At 67.6% G+C, this 24,202-nt stretch carries 22 protein-coding genes; 13 read left to right on the forward strand and 9 right to left on the reverse strand.

The window, feature by feature from the left end; all coding sequences use genetic code 11:
- Positions 1–7 precede the first annotated feature (7 nt).
- A complete protein-coding gene (locus LT948_RS23725; RefSeq protein WP_003132531.1) occupies positions 8–1,093 on the forward strand; it encodes an MBL fold metallo-hydrolase in 1,086 nt (361 codons plus the stop codon).
- On the opposite strand, the gene LT948_RS23730 is transcribed toward LT948_RS23725, so the two are convergent.
- The 6 genes from LT948_RS23730 to ladS all read right to left on the reverse strand — a co-directional run bounded on the left by LT948_RS23730 (position 1,051) and on the right by ladS (position 8,551).
- Complete coding sequence (locus tag LT948_RS23730) at positions 1,051–1,617, reverse strand: SEC-C metal-binding domain-containing protein (protein ID WP_003161869.1); 567 nt, start codon at positions 1,615–1,617, stop codon at positions 1,051–1,053. The two genes, LT948_RS23725 and LT948_RS23730, sit on opposite strands and share 43 nt — an antisense overlap.
- A 150-nt stretch (positions 1,618–1,767) precedes the next feature.
- Entirely contained in the window at positions 1,768–3,267 is a 1,500-nt protein-coding gene (gene amn, locus LT948_RS23735) for an AMP nucleosidase (protein WP_003119204.1), read from the reverse strand.
- Positions 3,268–3,321: 54 nt separating this feature from the next.
- Positions 3,322–3,753, reverse strand: a complete 432-nt coding sequence (locus tag LT948_RS23740; RefSeq protein ID WP_003137711.1) for a PaaI family thioesterase — start codon at positions 3,751–3,753, stop codon at positions 3,322–3,324.
- Between the two features lie 11 nt (positions 3,754–3,764).
- A complete protein-coding gene (locus LT948_RS23745) occupies positions 3,765–5,414 on the reverse strand; it encodes an acyl-CoA dehydrogenase family protein (protein WP_003122024.1) in 1,650 nt (549 codons plus the stop codon).
- Complete coding sequence (locus tag LT948_RS23750) at positions 5,411–6,058, reverse strand: TetR/AcrR family transcriptional regulator (RefSeq protein ID WP_003093144.1); 648 nt, start codon at positions 6,056–6,058, stop codon at positions 5,411–5,413. The genes LT948_RS23745 and LT948_RS23750 overlap by 4 nt, the downstream gene beginning before the upstream one ends.
- 105 nt (positions 6,059–6,163) lie before the next feature.
- A complete protein-coding gene (gene ladS, locus LT948_RS23755) occupies positions 6,164–8,551 on the reverse strand; it encodes a hybrid sensor histidine kinase/response regulator LadS (protein WP_003093145.1) in 2,388 nt (795 codons plus the stop codon).
- Positions 8,552–8,761: 210 nt separating this feature from the next.
- Between ladS and LT948_RS23760 the strand changes: the two genes are divergently transcribed.
- The 4 genes from LT948_RS23760 (at position 8,762) to LT948_RS23775 (ending at position 12,277) form a co-directional block, all read left to right on the forward strand.
- Entirely contained in the window at positions 8,762–9,559 is a 798-nt protein-coding gene (locus tag LT948_RS23760; RefSeq protein WP_003100335.1) for a hydroxymethylpyrimidine/phosphomethylpyrimidine kinase, read from the forward strand.
- Positions 9,560–9,569: 10 nt separating this feature from the next.
- Positions 9,570–10,199, forward strand: a complete 630-nt coding sequence (gene thiE / locus LT948_RS23765; protein ID WP_023085572.1) for a thiamine phosphate synthase — start codon at positions 9,570–9,572, stop codon at positions 10,197–10,199.
- A 37-nt stretch (positions 10,200–10,236) separates the two neighbouring features.
- Complete coding sequence (gene hemL, locus LT948_RS23770; protein ID WP_003093150.1) at positions 10,237–11,520, forward strand: glutamate-1-semialdehyde 2,1-aminomutase; 1,284 nt, start codon at positions 10,237–10,239, stop codon at positions 11,518–11,520.
- A gap of 208 nt (positions 11,521–11,728) precedes the next feature.
- Entirely contained in the window at positions 11,729–12,277 is a 549-nt protein-coding gene (locus LT948_RS23775) for a tetratricopeptide repeat protein (protein ID WP_003093155.1), read from the forward strand.
- Positions 12,278–12,292: 15 nt separating this feature from the next.
- Here LT948_RS23775 and LT948_RS23780 read toward each other — a convergent pair whose 3' ends face one another.
- Positions 12,293–12,625 (reverse strand): DUF1820 family protein, encoded by a 333-nt coding sequence (locus LT948_RS23780; protein WP_003093157.1) that lies wholly within the window; start codon positions 12,623–12,625, stop codon positions 12,293–12,295.
- Between the two features lie 128 nt (positions 12,626–12,753).
- Between LT948_RS23780 and miaB the strand changes: the two genes are divergently transcribed.
- The 5 genes from miaB (at position 12,754) to lnt (ending at position 18,314) form a co-directional block, all read left to right on the forward strand.
- Entirely contained in the window at positions 12,754–14,094 is a 1,341-nt protein-coding gene (miaB, locus tag LT948_RS23785) for a tRNA (N6-isopentenyl adenosine(37)-C2)-methylthiotransferase MiaB (protein ID WP_003093158.1), read from the forward strand.
- A 168-nt stretch (positions 14,095–14,262) separates the two neighbouring features.
- The gene (locus LT948_RS23790) at positions 14,263–15,285 is read left to right on the forward strand and encodes a PhoH family protein (protein WP_016253013.1); all 1,023 of its coding nucleotides are present in this window, start codon (positions 14,263–14,265) and stop codon (positions 15,283–15,285) included.
- Positions 15,275–15,757, forward strand: a complete 483-nt coding sequence (gene ybeY / locus LT948_RS23795; RefSeq protein ID WP_003093160.1) for an rRNA maturation RNase YbeY — start codon at positions 15,275–15,277, stop codon at positions 15,755–15,757. The genes LT948_RS23790 and ybeY overlap by 11 nt, the downstream gene beginning before the upstream one ends.
- Positions 15,754–16,593 (forward strand): HlyC/CorC family transporter, encoded by an 840-nt coding sequence (locus tag LT948_RS23800; RefSeq protein WP_003093161.1) that lies wholly within the window; start codon positions 15,754–15,756, stop codon positions 16,591–16,593. Before ybeY ends, LT948_RS23800 begins: the two co-directional genes overlap by 4 nt.
- 185 nt (positions 16,594–16,778) lie before the next feature.
- Positions 16,779–18,314 carry an apolipoprotein N-acyltransferase gene (gene lnt / locus LT948_RS23805; RefSeq protein WP_003119200.1) on the forward strand — a complete coding sequence of 512 codons (1,536 nt, stop codon included), beginning with the start codon at positions 16,779–16,781 and terminating at the stop codon, positions 18,312–18,314.
- A 49-nt stretch (positions 18,315–18,363) separates the two neighbouring features.
- Here lnt and LT948_RS23810 read toward each other — a convergent pair whose 3' ends face one another.
- Both LT948_RS23810 and LT948_RS23815 read right to left on the reverse strand, forming a co-directional pair.
- Complete coding sequence (locus tag LT948_RS23810) at positions 18,364–19,125, reverse strand: YdcF family protein (protein WP_003093163.1); 762 nt, start codon at positions 19,123–19,125, stop codon at positions 18,364–18,366.
- 72 nt (positions 19,126–19,197) lie between these two features.
- Positions 19,198–19,629 carry a hypothetical protein gene (locus LT948_RS23815; RefSeq protein ID WP_003137702.1) on the reverse strand — a complete coding sequence of 144 codons (432 nt, stop codon included), beginning with the start codon at positions 19,627–19,629 and terminating at the stop codon, positions 19,198–19,200.
- A 170-nt stretch (positions 19,630–19,799) separates the two neighbouring features.
- On the opposite strand from LT948_RS23815, the gene leuS reads away from it, so the two are divergent.
- The 3 genes from leuS (at position 19,800) to holA (ending at position 24,186) form a co-directional block, all read left to right on the forward strand.
- Positions 19,800–22,421: a leucine--tRNA ligase gene (leuS, locus tag LT948_RS23820; RefSeq protein WP_003110381.1), complete on the forward strand. Its 2,622-nt coding sequence runs from the start codon at positions 19,800–19,802 to the stop codon at positions 22,419–22,421.
- Positions 22,422–22,487: 66 nt separating this feature from the next.
- Positions 22,488–23,111, forward strand: coding sequence for an LPS-assembly lipoprotein LptE (locus LT948_RS23825; RefSeq protein WP_003110380.1), 624 nt, complete (start codon positions 22,488–22,490; stop codon positions 23,109–23,111).
- Positions 23,112–23,148: 37 nt separating this feature from the next.
- Positions 23,149–24,186 carry a DNA polymerase III subunit delta gene (gene holA, locus LT948_RS23830; protein ID WP_003132512.1) on the forward strand — a complete coding sequence of 346 codons (1,038 nt, stop codon included), beginning with the start codon at positions 23,149–23,151 and terminating at the stop codon, positions 24,184–24,186.
- The last annotated feature ends 16 nt before the right edge of the window (positions 24,187–24,202 follow it).

Raw genomic sequence — 24,202 nt, forward strand, 5'->3', positions numbered from 1 at the left:
TCCCCTCATGCCCTCCCTGCGTCCCACCTGGCTGATCAGCCTGCTGACCCTGGCCGGCTGCGCTGGCAGCGCCTATCAGGGTCCGCCTTCGGACCATTTCGACGGCGAACGTTTCCGCAATATCCAGCCGACCGCGCACAAGAGCCTGCGCGACCTGCTCAAGTGGCAGTGGAACCGCCCGCCGCAACGCCCGTGGGTCGCCCTGCCGCCGACGGCAACGCCGCCAAGGGTGAACGAGCGCGCCCGCGGCGAAGAACTGCGGGTCACCTACATCAACCACGCCACCCTGCTGATCCAGCACCGCGGCCTGAACATCCTCACCGACCCGGTCTGGTCGCAACGGGTCAGCCCGCTCGCCTTCATCGGCCCGAAGCGCCACCATCCGCCCGGGTTGACGCTCGACCAGTTGCCACCGATCGACCTGGTGCTGGTGAGCCACAACCACTACGACCACCTCGACCTGGAAACCCTGCGCCAGCTCCACCGGCGCTGGCCGACGGCCAAGGTGGTCAGCGGCCTGGGCAACGCCGGGCTGATCCGCCAGACAGGTTTCGCCGACGTCGTGGAGATCGACTGGTGGCAGGCCGTGCCGCTGGGCGCTGGCCTGACGCTGCATGGCGTACCGGTGCAGCACTGGTCGTCGCGCACCCGCAGCGACACCAACCGCACGCTCTGGCTCGGCTTCGTCATCGACTCGCCGGACGGCCCGCTGCTGTTTCCCGGCGATACCGGGCTCGGCCCGGAGTTCGGGCTGATCAACCAGCGCTTCGGGGCGATGCGCTTCGCCGCCCTGCCGATCGGCGCCTACGAGCCGCGCTGGTTCATGCGCGACCACCACATGAATCCCGACGACGCGGTGCAGGCCCATCGCACGCTGCAGGCGCAGACCAGCATGGCCATCCACTTCGGTACCTTCAATCTCACCGACGAACAGCAGGACGACCCGCCCAAGGCGCTCCAGGCGGCGCTGCGCAGCCAAGGCGTGGACCCGGCGACCTTCGGCACGCCGAAACCCGGCGAACAGTGGCGCGTCGCACCGCGCAACGTCGCTCAGGAGGCCGGGGCCACCAGGCGGGAGCAGCAGTTGCGGTAGCGCTTGCCGCTGCCGCACGGACAAGCCTGGTCGCCACGGCCGCCCAGGGCCAGCCAGCTTTCCAGGCGCGCGGCCATCCCGGCCAGGCGCTCGCGGGCCTCGTCGTCCAGGCCGGCGCGGGCCAGTTGGCGCCGCAGGCCGAGGTAGTCTTCCAGCAGGACATCGCGGCTGAGCGCCTGGTACTGGTCGGCCAGCGGCACGCCTTCGTAGCGCCGCTGCGGGTCTGCCAGAAAAGCGATGGCGCCCGCCTGCGGCAGGACATTCCACAGGTTGCCGCGCGGATCGCGCCAGCAAGCGCTGAAACGCGCGCGCAGGGCCAGGCCGCGCCATTCTTCCAGGATCCAGCCGTCGACCCGCTCGCCGCCGAGGGCTTCGACCGCCCGACCGACCGAGAACCACGGTTCGCCGGCCAGGCTTTCCGGCATCGGCAACGGCGCTGCCACTTCCGGCGCGGCATCGGGCACCAGGCGGCGGGCGAAGCGACGGAGCGGGTTGCTGAGATGAGTGGGGGCGCTGAACGGCATGGGGCTCACATCGATGGCAGGCGTGGTCGTTCCGACCGGCAGAAGGCGCCGCGGTTCCACGCAGGGCGAAGGGCCGTCATTGTAGGGCCTCGGCGCCGCGAGGCGTAGAAGCGCGCCCCGGTTTCCGCGCGGAAACCGGGGCGCGTCCGATCAACGGAACGGCGGCTCGTCGAAACTCCGCAGCTTGCGCGAGTGCAGCGAGTTGAGCTGGCTGCGCAACAGGTCGAGGGCGGCGATGCCGATCCGCAGGTGCTGGTTCACCGCGCGCTCATAGAAGGCGTTGGCCGAGCCGGGCAGCTTGATCTCGCTGTGCAGCGGCTTGTCCGAGACGCACAGCAACGTGCCGTAGGGCACCCGCAGGCGGTAGCCCTGGGCGGCGATGGTGCCGCTCTCCATGTCCACCGCGATGGCCCGCGCCAGGTTGATCAGTGGCCGCTCCTGGGCCCAGCGCAGCTCCCAGTTGCGGTCGTCGTAGGTGAGCACGGTGCCGGTGCGCAAGCGTCGCTTGAGCGACTCGCCGCGCTCGCCGGTGACTTCGGCGGCGGCTTCCTGCAAGGCGACCTGGACTTCGGCCAGCGCCGGGATCGGGATGTGCGGCGGCAGCGCGCGGTCGAGGATGCCGTCGCGGCGCATGTAGGCGTGCGCCAGCACGTAGTCGCCGATGGTCTGCGACTGCCGCAGGCCGCCGCAGTGGCCGATCATCAGCCAGCAATGCGGACGCAACACCGCCAGGTGGTCGGTGATGTTCTTCGCGTTGGACGGGCCGACCCCGATGTTGACCAGGGTGATGCCGTCGCCATCGGCGGCGATCAGGTGGTAGGCCGGCATCTGGTAGCGGTGCCAGACCACCCCGGCGACGATGGCGTTGGCCTCGCCTTCGTCCATCCCGCGCTCGATGATCACGTTGCCCGGCAGGACCATGCGCACGAAGCGCGGGTCCTCGCGCAGGCGGGTCAGGCCGAGGCGGATGAACTGGTCGACGTAGCGGTGGTAGTTGGTCAGCAGGATCCACGGCTGCACGTGGCGCCAGTCGCTGCCGGTGTAGTGCACCAGGCGGCGCAGGGAGAAGTCCACCCGCGCGGCGTCGAACAGCGCCAGCGGCAACTGGTCGGCGCGTTCCCATTCGTAGAGGCCGTCGGCGATGTCGTCGGAAGCGGCGGACAGGTCGGTGCTGGGGAACACCCGCGCCAGCTCGGCGGCGGTCACCCCGGAGCCGGCCAGCTCGTCGCCCTGCTCGACCACGTAGGGATAGGGGATGTCCTGTTGGCTCGGGCCGACCTGCACCTGCACGGTGAAATCGTCCATCAGCGGACGCAACTGTTCCAGCAGGTACTTGCGGAAGGCGTCGGGGTGGGTGACGGTGACGCTGTATTCGCCCGGCACCTGGACCTTGGCGTAGGCGCGGGTGGTGGACGGCACCTCGCCCTGGCAGCGGTAGCCGATGCGCAGTTGCGGGTAGTGAAAGTTCTGCCGCTCGGCCTCGCTCGGCTCGATGCGCTCCTTGATGTAGCGCTTGAGCGCCTGGCTCAGCGCCGCGGTGGCCTGGCGGTGCAGCTCGGCAAGACGGTCGACGGCCTCCTCGGCCGTGCGGGCGACGACGAACCCGTCGTCGGAATCGATACTCATGGTGGGCTTCCTGTCGGTTCGCATGGAAAACATCTTGCCTGTACCGACAGGAAAACACAGCGCTTTTCTCCCGTTACCTCATTCGGCCAGCGCCACCACCGCCATGGTCACGGTGGCCTTGCTGAACAGGCGCCGCCGACCGTCCCGCTCGGCGAACACCTCGGCCTCGACCACCGTCACCTGGCGCCCGGCCTTGAGCACCTCGGCGCGACACAACAGGCGCTGGCAAAGCGCCGGGCGCAACAGGTTGAGCTTGAACTCCAGGCTCAGCACCGTCTGCCCCTCCTCCACCAGGGTCGCGGCGGCGGCCCCGGCGGCATGGTCGGCCAGGGTCGCCTGGACCCCGGCATGGATGAAGCCGTTCTGCTGGGCGTGGCGGGGCAGGATGTCCAGCCCCGCTTCGACCCAACCCGGCCCGCAGTCCAGCGGACGGATGCCGAGGTCGCCGACGAAACTGGCCGCGGCGAAGCCCTGCTCGACCAGCTCCCGGTAGCGCGGATGCGCTTGCATCGCGACGCGCCTCAGGCCAGGTGCGGGGTGGCGCGAGCCAACAGCGCCTCGACCTCGACGCCGCGCGGGAGGGTGCCGTAGACCCGCCCGCCGTCCCCCAGGCGACTGCCGATGAAGGCGTCGGACACCGCGGAGTTGCCGGCTTCCAGCAACAGCTTGGCCTGCAAGGCGATCGCCACGTCCTCGGTGAGCTGGCGGGCGCGGTACTGGATGTCGGCGGTGTCGGCGAAGGCCGCCTTGAGGTTGCCGATGTGCGCGGCGAGACGGGCGTCGCCATGGCCGTCGCCCAGTTCGGCGAACAACGCGTCGAGCACCCCCGGCTCCTTCGACAGGGCACGCAGCACGTCCAGGCACTGCACGTTGCCGGAACCTTCCCAGATCGAGTTCACCGGGGCCTCGCGGTACAGCCGCGGCAGGATGGTTTCCTCGACGTAGCCGGCACCGCCCATGCATTCGGAGGCTTCGTTGATCATCGCCGGGGCACGCTTGCAGATCCAGTACTTGCCCACCGCGGTGACCAGGCGGGCGAACTTCTCCTCCTGCTCGTCGTGGGCACGGTCCAGGGCATGCCCCATGCGCAGGGTCAGGGCCAGCGCCGCCTCGCTTTCCAGGGCCAGGTCGGCGAGCACGTTCTGCATCAGCGGTTGCTCGGCCAGCACCCGCCCGCCGACCTTGCGGTAGGCACAATGGTGGGCAGCCTGGGTCAACGCCTGACGCATCAATGCGCTGGAGCCGATCATGCAGTCGAAGCGGGTCATGGCGACCATCTCGATGATGGTCGGCACGCCACGGCCCTCCTCGCCGACCATCCAGGCCAGGGCGCCGCGATACTCGATTTCGCTGGAGGCGTTCGACCAGTTGCCCAGCTTGTCCTTCAGGCGCTGGATGTAGAACTGGTTGCGGCTGCCGTCCGGCCGGTGGCGCGGCAGCAGGAAGCAGGTCAGGCCCTTGTCGGTGTAGGCCAGGGTGAGGAAGGCGTCGCACATCGGCGCCGAGCAGAACCACTTGTGCCCGACCAGTTCGTAGGCCTGCCCCGGCCCGGGAATCCCCACCGGGTAGGCCCGCGTGGTATTGGCGCGGACGTCGGTGCCGCCCTGCTTCTCGGTCATCGCCATGCCGATGGTGACGCCCGCCTTCTGCTCCATCGGCACGTTGCGCGGGTCGTACTCGCGGGAGAGGATCTTCGGCAGCCATTTCTCGGCCAGGTCCGCCTGCAGGCGAATCGCCGGCACGCTGGCGTAGGTCATGGTCAACGGGCAACCGGTGCCGGCCTCCGCCTGGCTGTGCAGGTAGGACAGCCCGGCCCGCGCCACCTGGGCGCCGGGGCGCGGGTCGGTCCAGGGCAGCGAGGGCAGTTCGTGTTCGATGGCGGCGCGCATCAGCTCGTGGTAGGCGGGGTGGAACTCCACCAGGTCGACGCGGTTGCCGTAGCGGTCGTGGCTATGGAACTCCGGCTTGTGCTGGTTGGCCAGGAAGCCGGCCGCCATCAGCGGGCCGCCGGCCAGCTCGCCGTAGCGCTGCAGGCGCTCCTCGGCCCAGCCGCCCTGGTAGCGACGCACCCACTCCTGGAGAGGCAGGTCGAGGCGGTAGAGGTTGGCACCATCCAGCGACGGTACCTGGTTGGTCACTTCGTGGGTTTCGGCGTACTGGTGCAGGTTCATGAGGGTTCCTCGCAGACAGGCGCGCCCACCGCGCGCAGGCAGAAGTTCACCAGAGCCGTACTCACCGGCTCCAGACTCGGTTCCGGCTGGCCGCTGTCGCGAGCGGCGCGCGCCGGGGGAGACAAGGGGCCGACCAGCGCCTCGGCGATGGCCCCGACCAGGCAGGCCGCGGCAAGCGGCACCAGGGAAAGCTGGAATGCGCCACTGCGCCGGCCCTCCTCGAGCAGTTCGACGAACAGTGCGGCGTAGGCCTCGCGATAGCGCAGGCGCTGCTCGTCGACTTCAGGATCCACCGGCTCGGCGATCAGGGCGAAGGCCAGCCGCTGGCTGCTCCAGGCGCGCGCGGCAAAGCGCCGCAAGCCCTCGGCCAGGCGCCAGGCGGGCGCGCCGGGACCGCGCAGGACCACGGCCAGGGCATCGACCTCACGCTGGCTGGCGCGGCGGAAGATTTCCGCCGCCAGCTCGCCCTTGCCCCGGAAGTGGCGGTACAGGCTGCCGGTGGCGATCCCCGCGTCGTCGGCCAGGGCCTGCATGGTCAGCGCGGCGAAACCGCCCTCCGCGACACGCCGCAGGCCTAGCTGGAGGATGCGCTCGCGCAGCGCGGAATCGCGTTGCAGGCGGCGTTCGGTGACACGATAGACCATGACTGAATCCGGATTCACTTTTTCCCAGTGAATCACGCTTCAGGCTTTGCCTAAAGAGACATACAGGTCGCGCAGGCCGGCATTTCAGCCAGCCGCGGAAAGGCTTCAGGCGGACTTGGTGACGATCGGCTGGCACAGCAGCCAATCGTGCAGCAGGGTCTGCAACTCTTCGAACTTGACCGGCTTGGCCATGTAGTCGCTCATGCCCGCCGCCAGGCAGCGCTCGCGATCGCCGCTGTGGCTGTGGGCGGTCAACGCCAGCACCGGCAGTTCCGCGCAGCCGGGCAGCGCGCGGATCGCCCGACAGGTGGCGAAGCCGTCCATCACCGGCATCTGGCAGTCGAGCAGTACGCCGTCCGGCCGCTCGCGCGCCAGCAACTCCAGGGCCTCGCTGCCGTTGTCGGCGGTGCGCACCCGGTAGCCGAGCTTGAGCAGCATGCCGCGAGTCACCAACTGGTTGATGGCGTTGTCCTCCACCACCAGCACGGTGCACTCCTCGGGACGCCGCACCGCCTGCCCGCCGGCGCGCCGCGGGGGCGGCGCCAGGCCCTGGGCCGGCTGGGTCAGTTGCAGGCGCAGGAGGAAGCGGCTGCCCTGTCCCGGCCGGGACTCGTGGGTCAGCTCGCCGCCAAGCAGCTCCACCAGCTTGCGGCACAGCGCCAGGCCGATGCCGAGGCCTCCGTAGCCACGGGTCAACGAGCTGTCGGCCTGGACAAAACGCTGGTAGAGGTCGCTGCCGGCGGCCATGTCGAAACCGATGCCGGTGTCGATCACTTCCACCCGCAGCGCCACCCCGTCATGGGTACGCCCGGCGGCGACGCGCAGGGTCACGCTGCCCCTGGCGGTGAACTTGATCGCATTGTCGACCAGGTAGCCCAGCGCCTGGGCCAGCTTGCCGGCATCGCCTTCGAGGGTGTCCGGCAGGCTGTCGTCCAGTTGCAGGGCGAAGCGCAGGCCCTTCTCCTCGGCGCGCGGCGCGTACTGCGCGCGCAGGCTGTCGAACAGGCCGCGCAGGCTGAACGGCTCGCGGCGCGGGTAGAGCTTGCCGGCCTGCAGTTCGATGAGGGCGAGGATGTCGTTGACCATCCGCATCATGTCCCGCGCCGAACCGGCGGCAGTGCGCTGGTACTCGGCGAGTTCGACGTCCATCGGCACCGTCTGCATCAGCTCCAGCGAACCGATCACCCCGCTCATCGGGGTGCGTAGTTCGTGGGTGACGGTGGCGAGGAACTCGTCCTTCAGGCGATTGCTGTTGGCCAGTTCCTGGTTCAGCGCTTCCAGCTTGCGGCTGGACTCCTGGAGGATTCGCGCGCGCTCCTCCTTCATCGCGTTGATCCGGTCGGCCAGCGCCAGCGACAGCAAGCCCACCTCCAGCGCCGAACCGATCTGGCTGGCATACATGGTGAGGAACATGTTCGGCAGGTAGCCGAGGACCATCAGGGTGTTGACGATGCCGCCGAGAAGGAAGGCGGTCCAGGCGATGATGAAATAGCGCGCCACGCGCATGCCGCGCAGCCAGGCGAGGATGCCGGCGGCGAAGATCAGGCCGGTGAAGGCCAGCGCCAGGTAGGTGGCCAGGCGCAGGGCCACGGCGTAGCTCATGGTCAGCGCCATCAGCATGACCAGCGCGCCGACCGCCATCAGCGCCAGCAGGCCGCGGTCGACCCACACGCTGTGGTCGCGGGTATGCAGGAAGCTGCGCGCGAACTGGCAGCCGAACAGCGCCGCCGAACCGATCAGGAATGGCGTGGCGGCGTTCGCCCACCAGGGGCTGTCGGGCCAGAAGTACTCGATGCCGGCGCCGTTCACCGAGACCTGGTAGAGCCCGAATGAAGCGATATAGAGGATGTAGTAGAGATAGCTGGTATCGCGGACGCTGAGGAAGATGAACAGGTTGTAGATCAGCATCACCAGCAGCACGCCATAGATGATGCCGAGCACATAGATGCGTTCGGGCTGCTCCTCCAGGTAGGCCTTGGGCGACCACAGGGTCAACGGCGCCTGGATCGATCCCTGGCTTTCCAGCCGCAGATAGACACGCTGCGGCTTGTTCGGCTCGAGGCCGAGTTCGAACAGGTAGTTGTTCTGCCGGATCGGCCGACTGGCGAACGGCAATGTGTCGCCGGTGCGCTGGGCGAGGCGGTAGCCGCCCTGGCCATCGGGCAGGTAGAGGTCGAGCTTGTCCAGCGGCGGATAGGCCAACTCCAGCAGCCAGGTGCGCGGATCGCTGGAGGCGACCGGCCGGTAGTCCAGGTCCAGGCGCAACCAGAACACCGAGCGCGAATAGCCGGCATTGAGCACGTCCTTGTCATGGCGGCGGAAGCTGCTGTCGATGGCCCGCGAGGTGATGTCGTTGATATCGGCGCTACCGCGCACGTCCTCGAACACGTCGATGGACTGCCCCAGCGGCAGGCGCTCGACCTGCTCGTTGAAGCTCACCGCACCCGCCAGGCACGGCAACGCAAGAAGAAAGAGAATCAGCCAGTGCCGCATGATGCCCCGCAGTGCTCCTCGAACGGACCGGGAGCCCCACCTCCCTCGTCATGGTCCGCCCTTGGCGAGCGTTGTATGAATATTCGCCGAACTTTAGCACACGCCACGCCACGTCAGGCCCGGGACGTGTCACGCAGGGCCCGGGCGCGGCGCCCGAAAGGTCGTCCGCGCAGCCGCCACGAAGCGCTTTTAGTGGTAAGCTCACGCGCCATGAAAACACCGACTTCCCGCCCCGTAGTGCTCTGCCTGTCCGGTCACGATCCCAGTGGTGGCGCCGGACTGCAAGCCGACATCGAAGCCCTGCTCGCCCAGGGCTGCCACGCCGCCCCGGCGGTCACCGCGCTGACCGTGCAGGACACCGTCAACGTCAGCGACTTCCGCGTCCTCGACCGCGAGTGGGTGCTGGCCCAGGCCAACGCCGTACTCGCCGACCTGCCCGTCGCGGCGGTCAAGCTGGGTATGCTCGGTTCGCTGGAGATGGTCGACACGGTGGCCGAGATCCTCGCCGCCCACCCGCACTTGCCGGTGGTCTGCGATCCGGTGCTGCGCGCCGGCGGCGGCGGTGCGCTGGGCAAGGGCGACGTCGGCTTCGCCATGCGCGAGCGGCTGCTGCCGCGCGCCACCATCGCCACGCCGAACCTGCCGGAAGCGCGCCTGCTCGCCGACCTGCCCGAGGGCAGCGCCGACCAGTGCGCCGAGCGCCTGCTGGAACACTGCGAGCACCTGTTGATCACCGGCGGACACGGCGACGAAAGCGAAGTGCACAATCGCCTGTACAGCCGCGACGGCAGCCGCCGCACCTTCACCTGCCAGCGCCTGCCCGGCAGCTACCATGGCTCCGGCTGCACCCTGGCCAGCGCCCTGGCCGGTCGCATCGCCCTCGGCGAAGCGCTGCACGGCGCCGTACAGAGCGCCCTCGACTACACCTGGCGGACCCTGCGCGACGCCGAGAGTCCGGGCCACGGCCAATACGTGCCGCGCCGCCTGCCCACCGACTTCTGTCACTGAGAGCCAGCCGATGAAACTGCGCGGCCTGTACGCCATCACCGATAGCCAGCTACTGGACGACGGCCGCCTGCTGCCCTACGTCGAAGCCGCGCTACGCGGCGGCGCGCGCCTGCTGCAATACCGCGACAAATCCAGCGACCAGGCGCGGCGCCTGCGCGAGGCGGAAAGCCTGCGCGAACTCTGCGAACGCTACGGCGCGCAGCTGATCGTCAACGACGACGCCGAACTCGCCGCGCGCCTGGGCGTCGGCCTGCACCTCGGCCAGACCGACGGTTCGCTGTCGGCGGCGCGCGCCCTGCTCGGCCGCCAGGCGATCATCGGCGCCACCTGCCACGCCCAACTGGAACTGGCCGAGCAGGCGGTGGCCGAGGGCGCCAGCTACGTCGCCTTCGGCCGCTTCTTCAATTCCAGCACCAAACCCGGCGCCCCCGCCGCCAGCGTCGAACTGCTCGACCAGGCCCGGCCGCGCCTGCACCTGCCGATCACCGCCATCGGCGGCATCAGCCTCGATACCGCGCCCGGTCTGATCGCCCGCGGCGTCGATCTGGTCGCCGTGATCCATGCGCTGTTCGCCGCCGCGTCCGCCGCCGAGGTGGAACGCCGCGCCCGCGCCTTCAGCGCCCTGTTCGAACCTGCCTGACGCCTCCGCGCCTCGCCCGAGAGATAGAGAGCTAGCCATGTCCCGTTCCGAAACGCTGTTCAACAACGCCCAGAAACACATTCCCGGCGGGGTCAACTCCCCGGTGCGCGCCTTCAAGAGCGTCGGCGGCACCCCGCTGTTCTTCAAGCACGCCGAAGGCGCCTATGTACTGGACGAGGACGACAAGCGCTACGTGGACTATGTCGGCTCCTGGGGCCCGATGATCCTCGGCCACAGCCATCCGGACGTGCTCGACGCGGTGCGCCGGCAGCTCGACCACGGTCTGTCCTATGGCGCGCCGACCGCGCTGGAAGTGGAAATGGCCGACCTGGTCTGCTCCATGGTGCCGTCGATGGAGATGGTGCGCATGGTCAGCTCCGGCACCGAGGCGACCATGAGCGCCATCCGTCTGGCCCGCGGCTACACCGGGCGCGACAGCATCATCAAGTTCGAAGGCTGCTACCACGGCCACTCCGACAGCCTGCTGGTGAAGGCCGGCTCCGGCGCCCTGACCTTCGGCGTGCCGAACTCCCCGGGCGTTCCGGCGGCCTTCGCCAAGCACACCCTGACCCTGCCGTTCAACGACATCGAGGCGGTGCGCAAGACCCTGGGCGAAGTCGGCAAGGAGGTCGCCTGCATCATCGTCGAGCCGGTTGCCGGCAACATGAACTGCGTGCCGCCGGCGCCGGGCTTCCTCGAAGGCCTGCGTGAAGCCTGCGACGAACACGGCGTGGTGCTGATCTTCGACGAAGTGATGACCGGCTTCCGTGTCGCCCTCGGCGGCGCCCAGGCCTACTACGGGGTCACCCCGGACCTGTCGACCTTCGGCAAGATCATCGGCGGCGGCATGCCGGTGGGCGCCTTCGGCGGCAAGCGCGAGATCATGCAGCAGATTTCCCCACTGGGCCCGGTCTACCAGGCCGGCACGCTCTCGGGCAACCCGCTGGCGATGGCCGCCGGGCTGACCACCCTGCGCCTGATCAGCCGCCCCGGTTTCCACGACGAACTGACCGCCTACACCACGCGCATGCTCGACGGCCTGCAACAGCGCGCGGACGCCGCCGGCATCCCCTTCGTCACCACCCAGGCGGGCGGCATGTTCGGCCTGTACTTCAGCGGTGCCGACGCCATCGTCACCTTCGAGGACGTGATGGCCAGCGACGTCGAACGCTTCAAGCGCTTCTTCCACCTGATGCTCGACGGTGGCGTGTACCTTGCGCCTAGCGCCTTCGAGGCCGGCTTCACCTCCATCGCCCATGGCGACAAGGAGCTGGAAATCACGCTGAACGCCGCCGAAAAAGCCTTCGCCGCGCTGAAATGACCCTCTTCGCGGCGCCCTTCCCGGGCGCCGCCCTCCACCCCGCCGGAACGCCTTCCTAGCCGAAATGCATAAACGCGCCGACAAAGTTCCCGAAAAGACAGTAAAGACTTTGTAAGGAGGCGTCGGCTTATTTCATAATGTGAGGGTCAGCGCATTTCGTTGGCCGGGCAGCCCTTGCCCGCCCCGATCCAGGAGGTGTCTTCCCCTCATGTTCCGTACCGGCCGCACCCTCGCCCTGGGTTGCCTGTTGATCCTCCAGCCGCTGCTCGCGCAGGCGGGAGGCAACTCGTTGCTGATTCCAGCGACCGGCCGCTGCGCGCTGAACACCGTTCCCGAAGAATTGCAACAGGCGCTCGCCGCCTGCCAGCAGGTCGCCAATGGCGGCGACGCCGAGGCGCAATACGAACTGGGCGAATTCTTCTACGACGGCGAGCGCATCCCGCGCGACCTCCAGGCCGCCCTCAACTGGTTCGAGAAAGCTTCTCTACAGGGCCATGCCCAGGCCCAGTACCACCTCGGCACCATGTTCTTCCGTGGCGAAGGGGTTCCGGCGAACAACGTACAGGCCTACATCGTGCTGAAGATGGCGGCGGTGAACGGCGCCGAGGACGCCCTGGACAGCGCCGACCTGGTAGCCGAGCAGATGAACCGCGACGAACTGGACATCGCCACCCGGGTGCTGGGGCAGATCTTCCGCAACTACCTGATCGAACTGCAGACTGCCGGCGGCGTCACGCCCTTCGCGCCGCTGCCCTGACGTCCCTTTCGCGAATCAGTCGCTCTTGCCGGGCATCGGCATGGGGAACGGCATGACGTTGCCCGCGCCCTTGGCCTCGCTGATCTTCGGCGTACCCAGGCGCTCGACCTCGTCGATGCGGACGATCGCGTGCATCGGCACGAAGCTGCGCAGAACGCCTTCGAACTGCGCCTTGAGCTTCTCCTCGCTGGGGTCCACCACCACCTGGGTGCGCTCGCCGAAGACGAACTCCTCGATTTCCAGGAAGCCCCACAGATCGCTCTGGTAGATCTGCTTGGCATACATCTCGAAGACCTGGCCCTGGTTGAGGAAAATCACCTTGTAGATGGGGTTTTCGCGCTTGTTCATGGCGGGGAAAGCAATGCCGGAAAATGAAGGGCGCGAATCATAGCACAGCCTTTCGGCCAGCAACGCTAGGAACCGGGGGCCCCGCCCTCTATAATGCGCGGTCCTTTTCGAACTGTCCGACGAAGCGCATGGCCAAGAAGCTTTTCATCGAAACCCACGGCTGCCAGATGAACGAGTACGACTCGTCGCGAATGGCGGACCTGCTCGGTGAACACCAAGCCCTCGAGGTGACCGAAAACGCCGCCGAGGCCGACGTCATCCTGCTCAATACCTGCTCGATCCGCGAGAAGGCCCAGGAAAAGGTGTTTTCTAAGCTCGGCATGTGGCGCGAGCTGAAGCAGCAGAATCCCGACCTGGTGATCGGCGTCGGCGGCTGCGTGGCCAGCCAGGAAGGCGCCGCGATCCGTGAGCGCGCGCCCTATGTCGACGTGGTCTTCGGCCCGCAGACCCTGCACCGCCTGCCGGAAATGATCGACGCCGCGCGCAGCACGCGCAAGCCGCAGGTCGACGTGTCCTTCCCGGAAATCGAGAAATTCGACCGCCTGCCGGAACCGCGGGTCGATGGCCCCACCGCCTTCGTCTCGGTGATGGAAGGCTGCAGCAAGTACTGCAGCTTCTGCGTGGTGCCCTACACCCGCGGCGAGGAAGTCAGCCGACCATTCGACGACGTGATCGCCGAAGTGATCCACCTGGCCGAGAACGGCGTCCGCGAAGTCACCCTACTGGGACAGAACGTCAACGGCTTCCGCGGCCTGACCCACGATGGCCGCCTGGCCGACTTCGCCGAACTGCTGCGGGTGGTCGCCGCCGTCGACGGTATCGAGCGCATCCGCTATACCACCTCGCACCCGCTGGAATTCTCCGACGCGCTGATCCAGGCCCACGCCGAGGTGCCGGAGCTGGTGAAATTCATCCACCTGCCGGTGCAGTCGGGCTCCGACCGCGTGCTGGCGGCGATGAAGCGCAACCATACCGTGCTGGAATACAAGTCGCGTATCCGCAAGCTGAAGGCCGCGGTACCGGACATCTGCATCAGCTCCGACTTCATCGTCGGTTTCCCCGGCGAAACCGAGAAGGACTTCGAGCAGACCATGAAGCTGGTGGAGGACGTCGGCTTCGATTTCTCCTTCTCCTTCATCTACAGCGCGCGGCCCGGCACGCCCGCCGCCGACCTCGCCGACGACCTGCCGGAAGAAGTGAAGAAACAGCGCCTGCAGATCCTCCAGAGCCGCATCCACCAGCAAGGCTACGAGATCAGCCGGCGCATGGTCGGCAGCACCCAGCGGATCCTGGTCACCGACTTCTCGAAGAAGGACCCGGGCATGCTCCAGGGGCGCACCGAGAACAACCGGATCGTCAACTTCCGCTGCGACAATCCGCGCCTGATCGGCCAGTTCGCCCAAGTGCACATCGACGACGCGCTGCCGCACTCGCTGCGCGGCACCCTGATCGACAGCACCCTGCATTGAGGCCGACGACCGTACGGCGGGCTCGCTGAACCTTCCCGCCGCCACGGTGCACCAACGTTTCAGCGGGAACCGGGAAAGAGCCGCCGCGATACGGCAACTTTGCGCGACGATATCCAGCGGTTATTCTCTTCTCTATCAATCAGCCACTGGCGAGTACGACAGAACACCTTGAACGCCCCCCAGGAACTTCATCGCTTTATCCTCGAGCCGTTCGACGCCCGCAGCTTCGCGACACTTTGCGGGCAGTTCGACGAGCATCTCCACCAGATCGAGAAACGCCTCGACATCGAGATCCGCAACCGCGGCAACCAGTTCGAACTGGCCGGCGAACCGCGCCGGACCAAGGTTGCCGAACGCCTGCTGCAGCGTCTCTACCGCGAGGCGCAGAGCGGCACCGATCTCACTCCCGACACCGTGCACCTGTACCTGCAGGAGTCCGGCCTGGAAGACCTCGAGGAATTGCAGAGCGCGCCGCAGGTCACCCTGAAATCGCGCAAGGCGCACATCCGCCCGCGCGGCGCCAACCAGCAGCGCTACGTCAAGGCGATCCTCGACCACGACATCAACTTCGGCATCGGCCCGGCCGGCACCGGCAAGACCTATCTCGCCGTGGCCTGCGCCGTCGACGCCCTGGAGCGCGAGCAGATCCGCCGCATCCTGCTGGTGCGCCCGGCGGTCGAGGCCGGCGAGAAGCTCGGTTTCCTTCCCGGCGACCTGTCGCAGAAGATCGACCCCTACCTGCGCCCGCTCTACGACGCGCTCTACGAGATGCTCGGCTTCGAACACGTGGCCAAGCTGATCGAGCGCAACGTCATCGAGGTCGCGCCGCTGGCCTACATGCGCGGGCGCACGCTGAACAACAGCTTCATCATCCTCGACGAGAGCCAGAACACCACAGTCGAGCAGATGAAGATGTTCCTCACCCGGATCGGCTTCGGCTCCACCGCGGTGATCACCGGCGACGTCACCCAGGTCGACCTGCCCCGCGGCACCCGCTCCGGCCTCAAGCACGTGATCGAGGTCCTGCAGGACGTCCCCGGCATCAGCTTCACCCACTTCAAGCCCAAGGATGTGGTCCGCCACCCGCTGGTGCAGCGTATCGTCGAAGCCTACGAGCGTCACGAGAGCCGCCAGCAAGGCCAGGTGCGGCCGGTCGAGGGAACGGGCAAGGGCGGTCACGATGCCGCTTGAGCTCGACCTGCAGGTCGCTAGCGCCGCCCCGGACCTGCCCTCCGAAGCGCAGTTCCGCGCCTGGTGCGAACTGGCCCTGCGCCAGCGTCCGGAGTCGGAGCTGACCATCCGCCTGGTGGACGAGGCCGAAGGCCTGGAACTGAACAGCACCTACCGGCACAAGGACTACGCGACCAACGTGCTGTCCTTCCCCGCCGATGTCCCGGACGAGCTTCTCGATATCCCGCTGCTCGGCGACCTGGTGATCTGCGCCCCGGTGGTCGCCCGCGAAGCCCTGGAACAGCGCAAGCCGTTGCAGGCCCACTGGGCCCACCTGGTGATCCACGGCTGCCTGCACCTGCTCGGCTACGACCACATCGACGACGCCGAAGCGGAAGAAATGGAAACACTGGAACGTGAATTGCTGGCGGAACTGGGTCATCCCGATCCGTACGCCTGCGACGACGAAGAGCCACCGAGCAAGGAAAAATGAGCGAAGACCGATCGAGCAACGGGCACAAGTCCTGGCTGGACAAGATCACCCAGGCTTTTGCCCACGAGCCGAGAAACCGCCAGGAGCTACTCGAGCTGCTGCGCGATGCCCACGACAACAAGCTGCTGGACAGCGAGGCGCTGTCCATCGTCGAGGGGGCGATCCAGGTCGCCGACCTGCAGGTGCGCGACATCATGGTGCCGCGCTCGCAGATGATGAGCATCCGCTCGACCCAGACGCCGAAGGAATTCCTTCCGGCCATCATCGAAGCCGCCCACTCGCGCTACCCGGTGGTCGGCGAAAGCCTCGACGACGTCATGGGCGTACTGCTGGCCAAGGACCTCCTGCCACTGATCCTGCACAACGACGAGCGTCCCTTCGACATCAAGGAACTGCTGCGTCCGGCTACCTTCGTCCCCGAATCCAAGCGCCTCAACGTGCTGCTCCGCGAATTCCGCGCCAACCGCAACCACATGGCTATCGTCATCGACGAATACGGCGGCGTGGCCGGCCTGGTGACCATCGAGGACGTGCTGGAACAGATCGTCGGTGATATCGAGGACGAGCACGACGTCGAGGAGGACAGCTACATCAAGCCGCTGCCCAGCGGCGATTTCATCGTCAAGGCGCTGACCCCCGTGGACGCCTTCAACGACTTCTTCGGCTCGGAATTCTCTGACGAGGAATTCGATACCGTGGGCGGCCTGGTGATGAGCGCCTTCGGCCACCTGCCCAAGCGCAACGAAGTGGTCGAGCTGGGCGAGTTCCGTTTCCGCGTACTCAACGCCGACAGCCGCCGCGTCCATCTGCTGCGCCTGTCTCCCCTGCAGAACTGAGCGCGCCCCCTCCGCCGCGGCGGAGGGGGCATCTTCCCGCGCCGTCCTTCTGGCGTCTCGCCAGCCCCTCCTTTACTCTTGCGCCTTGCGCCAGACTCCCCTGTCGCCGCGGACGTTGCCGTCCGGCAGCCGAAGGCGGCCCCGGTCTGCGCAGTCGGACATTGAACAGGCTCTAAGGACATTCGATGCGTTGGATTTCTCGTCCCGGCTGGCCCGGACACCTGCTGGCACTCGCCGCAGGCGCGCTCACACCCCTGGCCCTGGCGCCCTTCGACTACTGGCCGCTGGCGATCCTCTCGATCGCCCTGCTCTATCTCGGCTTGCGCGGCCTTCCCGGCAAGTCCGCCCTGTGGCGCGGCTGGTGGTACGGTTTCGGCGCGTTCGGCGCCGGCACCAGCTGGATCTACGTCAGTATCCATGACTACGGCGCCGCCTCGGTGCCGCTGGCAAGCCTCCTCATGCTCGGCTTCACCGCCGGCGTCGCCTTCTTCTTCGCCCTGCCGGCCTGGCTGTGGGCGCGCTGCCTGCGCCGCGACAACGCGCCGCTGGGCGACGCCCTGGCGTTCGCCGCCCTGTGGCTGGCACTGGAGCTGTTCCGCAGTTGGTTCCTTACCGGTTTCCCCTGGCTCTACGCCGGCTATAGCCAGTTGCAGGGACCGCTGGCCGGGCTGGTACCGGTGGGCGGCGTATGGCTGTCCTCCTTCGTCATCGCCCTCAGCGCGGCCCTGCTGGTGAACCTGCCGCGCCTCTTCCCGCACGGTGCCAGCCTGCTTCTGGGGCTGGTCCTGCTGCTCGGCCCGTGGGCGGCCGGCCTCTATCTCAAGGGCCACGCCTGGACCCATTCGGCCGGCGAACCGCTGAGGGTAGTGGCGATCCAGGGCAACATCGCCCAGGAGCTGAAATGGGACCCGAATCAGGTCCGCGCGCAACTCGACCTCTACCGCGACCTGAGCCTGCCGCAGCAGGACGTCGACCTGATCGTCTGGCCGGAAACCGCGGTGCCGATTCTCCAGGACATGGCCAGCGGCTACCTCGGCGCCATGGGCCAGGTCGCCGACGAGAAGAACGCCGCGCTGATCACCGGGGTCCCGGTGCGCGAACGTCTCGCCGACGGCAAGAGTCGCTACTTCAACGGCATCACCGTGGTCGGCGAAGGCGCGGGCACCTACCTCAAGCAGAAGCTGGTGCCGTTCGGCGAGTACGTGCCGCTGCAGGACCTGCTGCGCGGCCTGATCGCCTTCTTCGACCTGCCGATGTCCGACTTCGCTCGCGGCCCGGCCGACCAGCCGCTGCTCAAGGCCAAGGGCTACGAGATCGCCCCGTACATCTGCTACGAAGTGGTCTACCCGGAGTTCGCTGCCGCGCTCGCGGCGCAGAGCCAGGTGTTGCTGACAGTGAGCAACGACACCTGGTTCGGCACTTCCATAGGCCCGTTGCAGCACCTGCAGATGGCGCAGATGCGCGCCCTGGAAAGCGGTCGCTGGATGATCCGCGCGACCAACAACGGCGTCACCGGCCTGATCGATCCCTATGGCCGGATCGTCCGGCAGATCCCGCAGTTCCAGCAGGGCATCCTGCGCGGCGAGGTGATTCCCATGCAGGGCCTGACGCCCTATCTGCAATACCGCGTCTGGCCGCTGGCCGGGCTGGCCGGCGTGCTGCTGCTATGGGCTCTGCTCGGCCGCCAGTTGCGCCCGCAGGAGCGACGCCTGTTCGGCTGAAGCCAGCCCCTCCTGGAAAGACCGGCGCCCCTGCGGCGCCGGTGGCGTCTCAGCGGTAGAACAGGCGATAGCCGACCAGGCCGATCGCCTCGTTCAGCAGCATGCCGCTCTGCCAGAAGGCCTGCGCTTCCGGCAGCCAGCCGCCGAAGGGCCGCAGGTTGGCCCCGCCGAGGAAGCCGACCGGCGCCGGGATCACCTCGAACCCCTGGCGCTCGAAGCTCCAGCGTGCCCGCTGCATGTGCCAGGCCTGGGTCACCAGCACCACCCGGCGCACGCCGGCCTCGCGCAACTGCGGGGCGCTCAGGGTGGCGTTTTCCCAGGTGGTACGGCTGAGACCTTCCTGCCAGCGCGTCGGCACGCCGAAGTCCTGCAGCAGGGCATTGGCCATCAGCGCCGCCTCGCTGGGCGGGCGTCCGTAATGCAACCCGCCGCTGATCAGTACCGGCAGCGCCGAGGTCTTGGCCAGCCGCGCGGCATAGCGCAGCCGCTCGGCCGCCAGCAGGCTCGGCGCATCGTCGCCCCAGGCCGGGTCGTTGGTCTGCCGGCCGGCACCGAGGATGACGATGGCGTCGGCGCGCTGCGCCAGGCCCGGCAGATCCTCCGCCAGTAGGGCCGGTTCGCTTTCGAGCCAGCGCCCCATCCACTCCACGCTGAGCGGCATGCTCATCAGCCACAGACCGAAGAACCCGCAGACACCGCACAGCCGCGCCAGCCGCGGTCGGCTGGTGCGCCACCAGAAAGCGAAAAACAGCAGCAGCAACAGGCCGCCCGGCGGCAGCAGCAGTTGCTTGAAGAAATAACGGATCGGCATCGCCCCCTCCCTGTCGGAAGAGGCAATCTAAAGGATTGCGCGACGCCTGGCGAAACTTCCGGGAAGGAGACCCTAGCGGTCGTTGCCCGAACGGAACAGTTGCGAGCCGCAATGGCCGCACGGCAACACGCCATGCCCCTTGCTCCACTGCACCGGCGCACCGCAGAGCGCACAGAGCAGTTGCCGCTGTTTCAACGAGACGTGCCGACGGGGCGCCGGCGGTTGCGGCCGGGGCGGCCGGGGTGTCCTGCCGGGCTGGCGCTCGAGCAGCGCCAGCTCCTCGGCGGCCGCATGCCAGCCGCGCAACCAGTGCAGGTCCTGGTCGAGATAGGCGCGTATCAGCCCCATCTCCGCTTCGCTCAAACCACGCAACTCAAGCTCCGTGGGATGCTCGTCACGCAGGCGCTCGGCCGTATCCGCTTCATCCAGAGCCAGGGCGAGACGCTGCAGCAGCCTCTCGTACAGCCCACCTCCCGTCACACTCGCGCGTTGCAGCTCAGCCATCGAACACCTCTGAAGGTACCACTGGGCAGCCAGCCATCGACCGTCCATAGGGCAAGCTTAGCGTTCCCGTTCGGCTGAACCGCCCCCGGCGACAAACGGCGCGGGCTATCGACAGGAGTGGGGGTCATGTATGCTACGAGGCTTTCGAACAGTCACGTCTAAGTAGCGCCATGCACGAGCAATATCAGCCACTCGAGATCGAAACCCAGGCCCAGAACTACTGGAAAGAACACCAGTCCTTCCTCGTCAGGGAGCTACCCGACAAGGAGAAGTTCTACTGCCTGTCGATGTTCCCGTATCCGAGCGGCAAGCTGCACATGGGCCACGTGCGCAACTACACCATCGGCGACGTGATCAGCCGCTACCACCGCATGCAGGGCCGCAACGTGCTGCAGCCGATGGGCTGGGACGCGTTCGGCATGCCGGCGGAAAACGCCGCGATGAAGAACAACGTCGCCCCGGCGGCCTGGACCTACGACAACATCGCCTACATGAAGTCGCAGCTGGACAGCCTCGGCCTGGCGATCGACTGGAGCCGCGAGGTCACCACCTGCAAGCCGGACTACTACCGCTGGGAGCAGTGGCTGTTCACCCGCCTGTTCGAAAAAGGGGTGATCTACCGCAAGAACGGCACGGTCAACTGGGACCCGGTCGACCAGACCGTACTCGCCAACGAGCAGGTGATCGACGGGCGCGGCTGGCGCTCCGGCGCGCTGATCGAGAAGCGCGAGATCCCGATGTACTACTTCAAGATCACCGCCTACGCCGAGGAACTGCTGGAGAGCCTCGACAACCTGCCCGGCTGGCCGGAGCAGGTGAAGACCATGCAGCGCAACTGGATCGGCAAGTCGCGCGGGATGGAGATCGGCTTCCCCTACGACCAGGCCTCCATCGGCCACGCCGGCCAACTGAAGGTGTTCACCACCCGTCCGGACACCCTGATGGGCGCCACCTACGTCGCCGTCGCCGCCGAACACCCGCTGGCCACCCAGGCCGCGCAGAACGACCCGCAGTTGCAGGCGTTCATCGACGAATGCAAGCGCGGCGGCGTCGCCGAAGCCGACATCGCCACCCAGGAGAAGAAAGGCATGGCCACTTCCCTGTTCGTCGAACACCCGCTGACCGGCGACAAGCTGCCGGTATGGGTCGCCAACTACGTGCTGATGAACTACGGCGAAGGCGCGGTGATGGCGGTGCCCGGCCATGACGAGCGCGACTTCGAGTTCGCCAACAAGTACGGCCTGCCGATCCGCCAGGTGATCGCCAAGGTCGAGGGCGACGACGACTTCGAGTCCAGCGTCTGGAAGGAGTGGTACGGCGCCAAGGATGAGTCCGTGCTCACCGTCAACTCCGGCAAGTACGACAACCTCGGCTACCAGGCCGCCTTCGACGCCATCGGCGCCGACCTCGAGGCCAAGGGCCTGGGCCAGGCGCGCACCCAGTTCCGCCTGCGCGACTGGGGCATCAGCCGCCAGCGCTACTGGGGCTGCCCGATCCCGATCATCCACTGCGAGGCTTGCGGCGACGTCCCGGTGCCGGCCGACCAGTTGCCGGTGGTGCTGCCGGAAGACGTGGTACCGGACGGCTCCGGTTCGCCGCTGGCGAAGATGCCGGAATTCTACGAATGCAGCTGCCCGAAATGCGGCCAGCCGGCCAAGCGCGAAACCGACACCATGGACACCTTCGTCGAGTCGTCCTGGTATTTCGCCCGCTACGCCTGCCCGCAGTTCGAAGGCGGCATGCTGGACAAGAAGGCGGCCGACTACTGGCTGCCGGTCGACCAGTACATCGGCGGCATCGAGCACGCCATCCTGCACCTGCTCTATGCGCGCTTCTTCCACAAGCTGATGCGCGACGAGGGCCTGGTCGGCAGCGACGAGCCGTTCAAGAACCTGCTGACCCAGGGCATGGTGGTCGCCGATACCTACTACCGGACCACCGCCAACGGCGGCAAGGACTGGTTCAACCCGGCCGACGTCGAGGTCGAGCGTGACGCCAAGGCCAAGGTCGTCGGCGCACGCCTGAAGAGCGACGGCCAGCCGGTCGAGATCGGCGGCACCGAGAAGATGTCGAAGTCGAAGAACAACGGCGTCGACCCGCAATCGATGATCGACCAGTACGGTGCCGATACCTGCCGCCTGTTCATGATGTTCGCCTCGCCGCCGGACATGAGCCTGGAGTGGTCGGACGCCGGCGTCGAGGGCGCCAACCGCTTCCTCCGCCGCGTCTGGCGCCTGGCTCACGCCCATGTCAGCGCCGGCCTCCCCGGCGCGCTGGACGTCGCCGCCCTGAACGACGCGCAGAAGCAGGTCCGCCGCGCCATCCACCTGGCGATCAGGCAGGCCAGCCAGGATGTCGGCCAGCACCACAAGTTCAACACCGCCATCGCCGCGGTGATGACCCTGATGAACGTGCTGGAGAAGGCGCCGAACCAGGACGCCCAGGACCGCGCCCTGATCCAGGAAGGCCTGGAAACCGTGGTCCTGCTGCTGGCGCCCATCACTCCGCACATCTGCCACGTGCTCTGGGGCCAGCTCGGCCATGCCGAAGCGGTGATCGATGCGCGCTGGCCGAGCGTCGACGAGAGCGCACTGGTGCAGGACACCCTGCAACTGGTGGTGCAGGTCAACGGCAAGCTGCGCGGGCACATCGACGTGGCCGCCAGCGCCAGCCGCGAGGATGTCGAGGCCGCCGCGCGCGCCAACGAGAACGTGCTGCGTTTCACCGAAGGCCTGAGCATCCGCAAGGTCATCGTGGTACCGGGCAAACTGGTCAACATCGTCGCCAACTGATACGCGATTCCATTGGACGCCCCCGGCCATCCGGGGGCGCTGATCAACAGGAGTGAGGGAAGCTTGATGAAACGTATCCTGACCAGCGCCGCGCTGATCGGTATGACCACCCTGCTGGCCGCCTGCGGCTTCCAACTGCGCGGCCTGGGCGATGCGCAATTCGCGCTCAAGGAAATCGACGTGTCCGCGCGCAACGCCTACGGCCCGACCGTGCGCGAACTGAAGGAAACCCTGGAAAACAGCGGCGTGAAGGTCACCAGCAACGCGCCCTACCACCTGGTGCTGGTCCGCGAGGACAACCAGCAGCGCACCGTCAGCTACACCGGTTCCGCGCGCGGCGCGGAGTTCGAGCTGACCAACACGATCAACTACGAGATCGTCGGCGCCAACGACCTGGTCCTGATGAGCAACCAGGTACAGGTGCAGAAGGTCTACGTGCACGACGAAAACAACCTGATCGGTTCCGACCAGGAAGCCGCGCAGCTGCGCAGCGAGATGCGGCGCGACCTGATCCAGCAGTTGTCCATGCGCCTCCAGACGCTGACCCCGGCGCAACTCGACGAAGCCCAGCGCCAGGCAGAAGCCAAGGCCAAGGCGGAAGCCGAAGCCCTGCGCGCCGCCGACGAGGCGGAGCGCCAGCGCCGCGCCGCCGAGCCGCAGCAGTCGCCGATCGAGTTCCCCACCCCGTGATGCCCCGGGGCCGGTTTCGCCGGCCCCGTCTTCTCCTATGAAGCTGACTCCCGCGCAACTCGCCAAGCACCTCCAGGGCCCCCTGGCGCCCGTCTATGTCGTCAGCGGCGATGAACCGCTGCTCTGCCAGGAAGCCTGCGATGCCATTCGCCAGGCCTGCCGCGAGCGCGACTTCGGCGAGCGCCAGGTATTCAATGCCGAAGCCAACTTCGATTGGGGCCTGCTGCTGGAGGCCGGCGCCAGCCTGTCGCTGTTCGCCGAGAAGCGCCTGATCGAACTGCGCCTGCCCTCCGGCAAGCCCGGCGACAAAGGCGCGGCGATTCTCCAGGAATACCTGCAACGGCCGCCGGAAGACACCGTGCTCCTGCTCAGCCTGCCCAAGCTCGATGGCAGCACGCAGAAGACCAAGTGGGCCAAGGCCCTGATCGATGGCAACGCCGCGCAGTTCATCCAGGTCTGGCCGGTCGACGTCCACCAGTTGCCGCAGTGGATTCGCCAGCGCCTGTCCCAGGCCGGCCTGTCCGCCAGCCCCGAAGCCCTGGAGCTGATCGCCGCGCGCGTGGAAGGCAACCTGCTCGCCGCCGCCCAGGAAATCGAAAAGCTCAAGCTGCTCGCCGAGGGCAACCAGATCGACGCCGCCACCGTACAGGCCGCGGTCGCCGACAGCGCACGCTTCGATGTCTTCGGCCTGATCGACGCGGCCCTTGGCGGTGAAGCGGCCCACGCTCTGCGCATCCTGGAAGGACTGCGCGGCGAAGGCATCGAGCCGCCGGTGATCCTCTGGGGCCTGGCCCGCGAGATCCGCCTGCTGGCTGGCCTGTCCCAACAATACGGCCAGGGCATCCCGCTGGAGAAAGCCTTCGCCCAGGCGCGTCCGCCGGTCTGGGACAAGCGCCGTCCGCTGCTGACCCGTGCCCTGCAACGCCACTCCAGCAGCCGCTGGAACCAGATGCTGCGGGATGCCCAGTTGATCGACGCGCAGATCAAGGGACAGGCACCCGGCAGCCCCTGGAGCGGTCTCTCGCTTCTCGCCCTGACCCTCGCCGGCCAGCGCCTCGGCCTGCCGGCAGCCTGAAGGCGCAACCGGCACT

The organism is Pseudomonas sp. CP-1 (genome assembly GCF_021213715.1).
Taxonomy (GTDB): Bacteria; Pseudomonadota; Gammaproteobacteria; order Pseudomonadales; family Pseudomonadaceae; genus Pseudomonas; species Pseudomonas aeruginosa.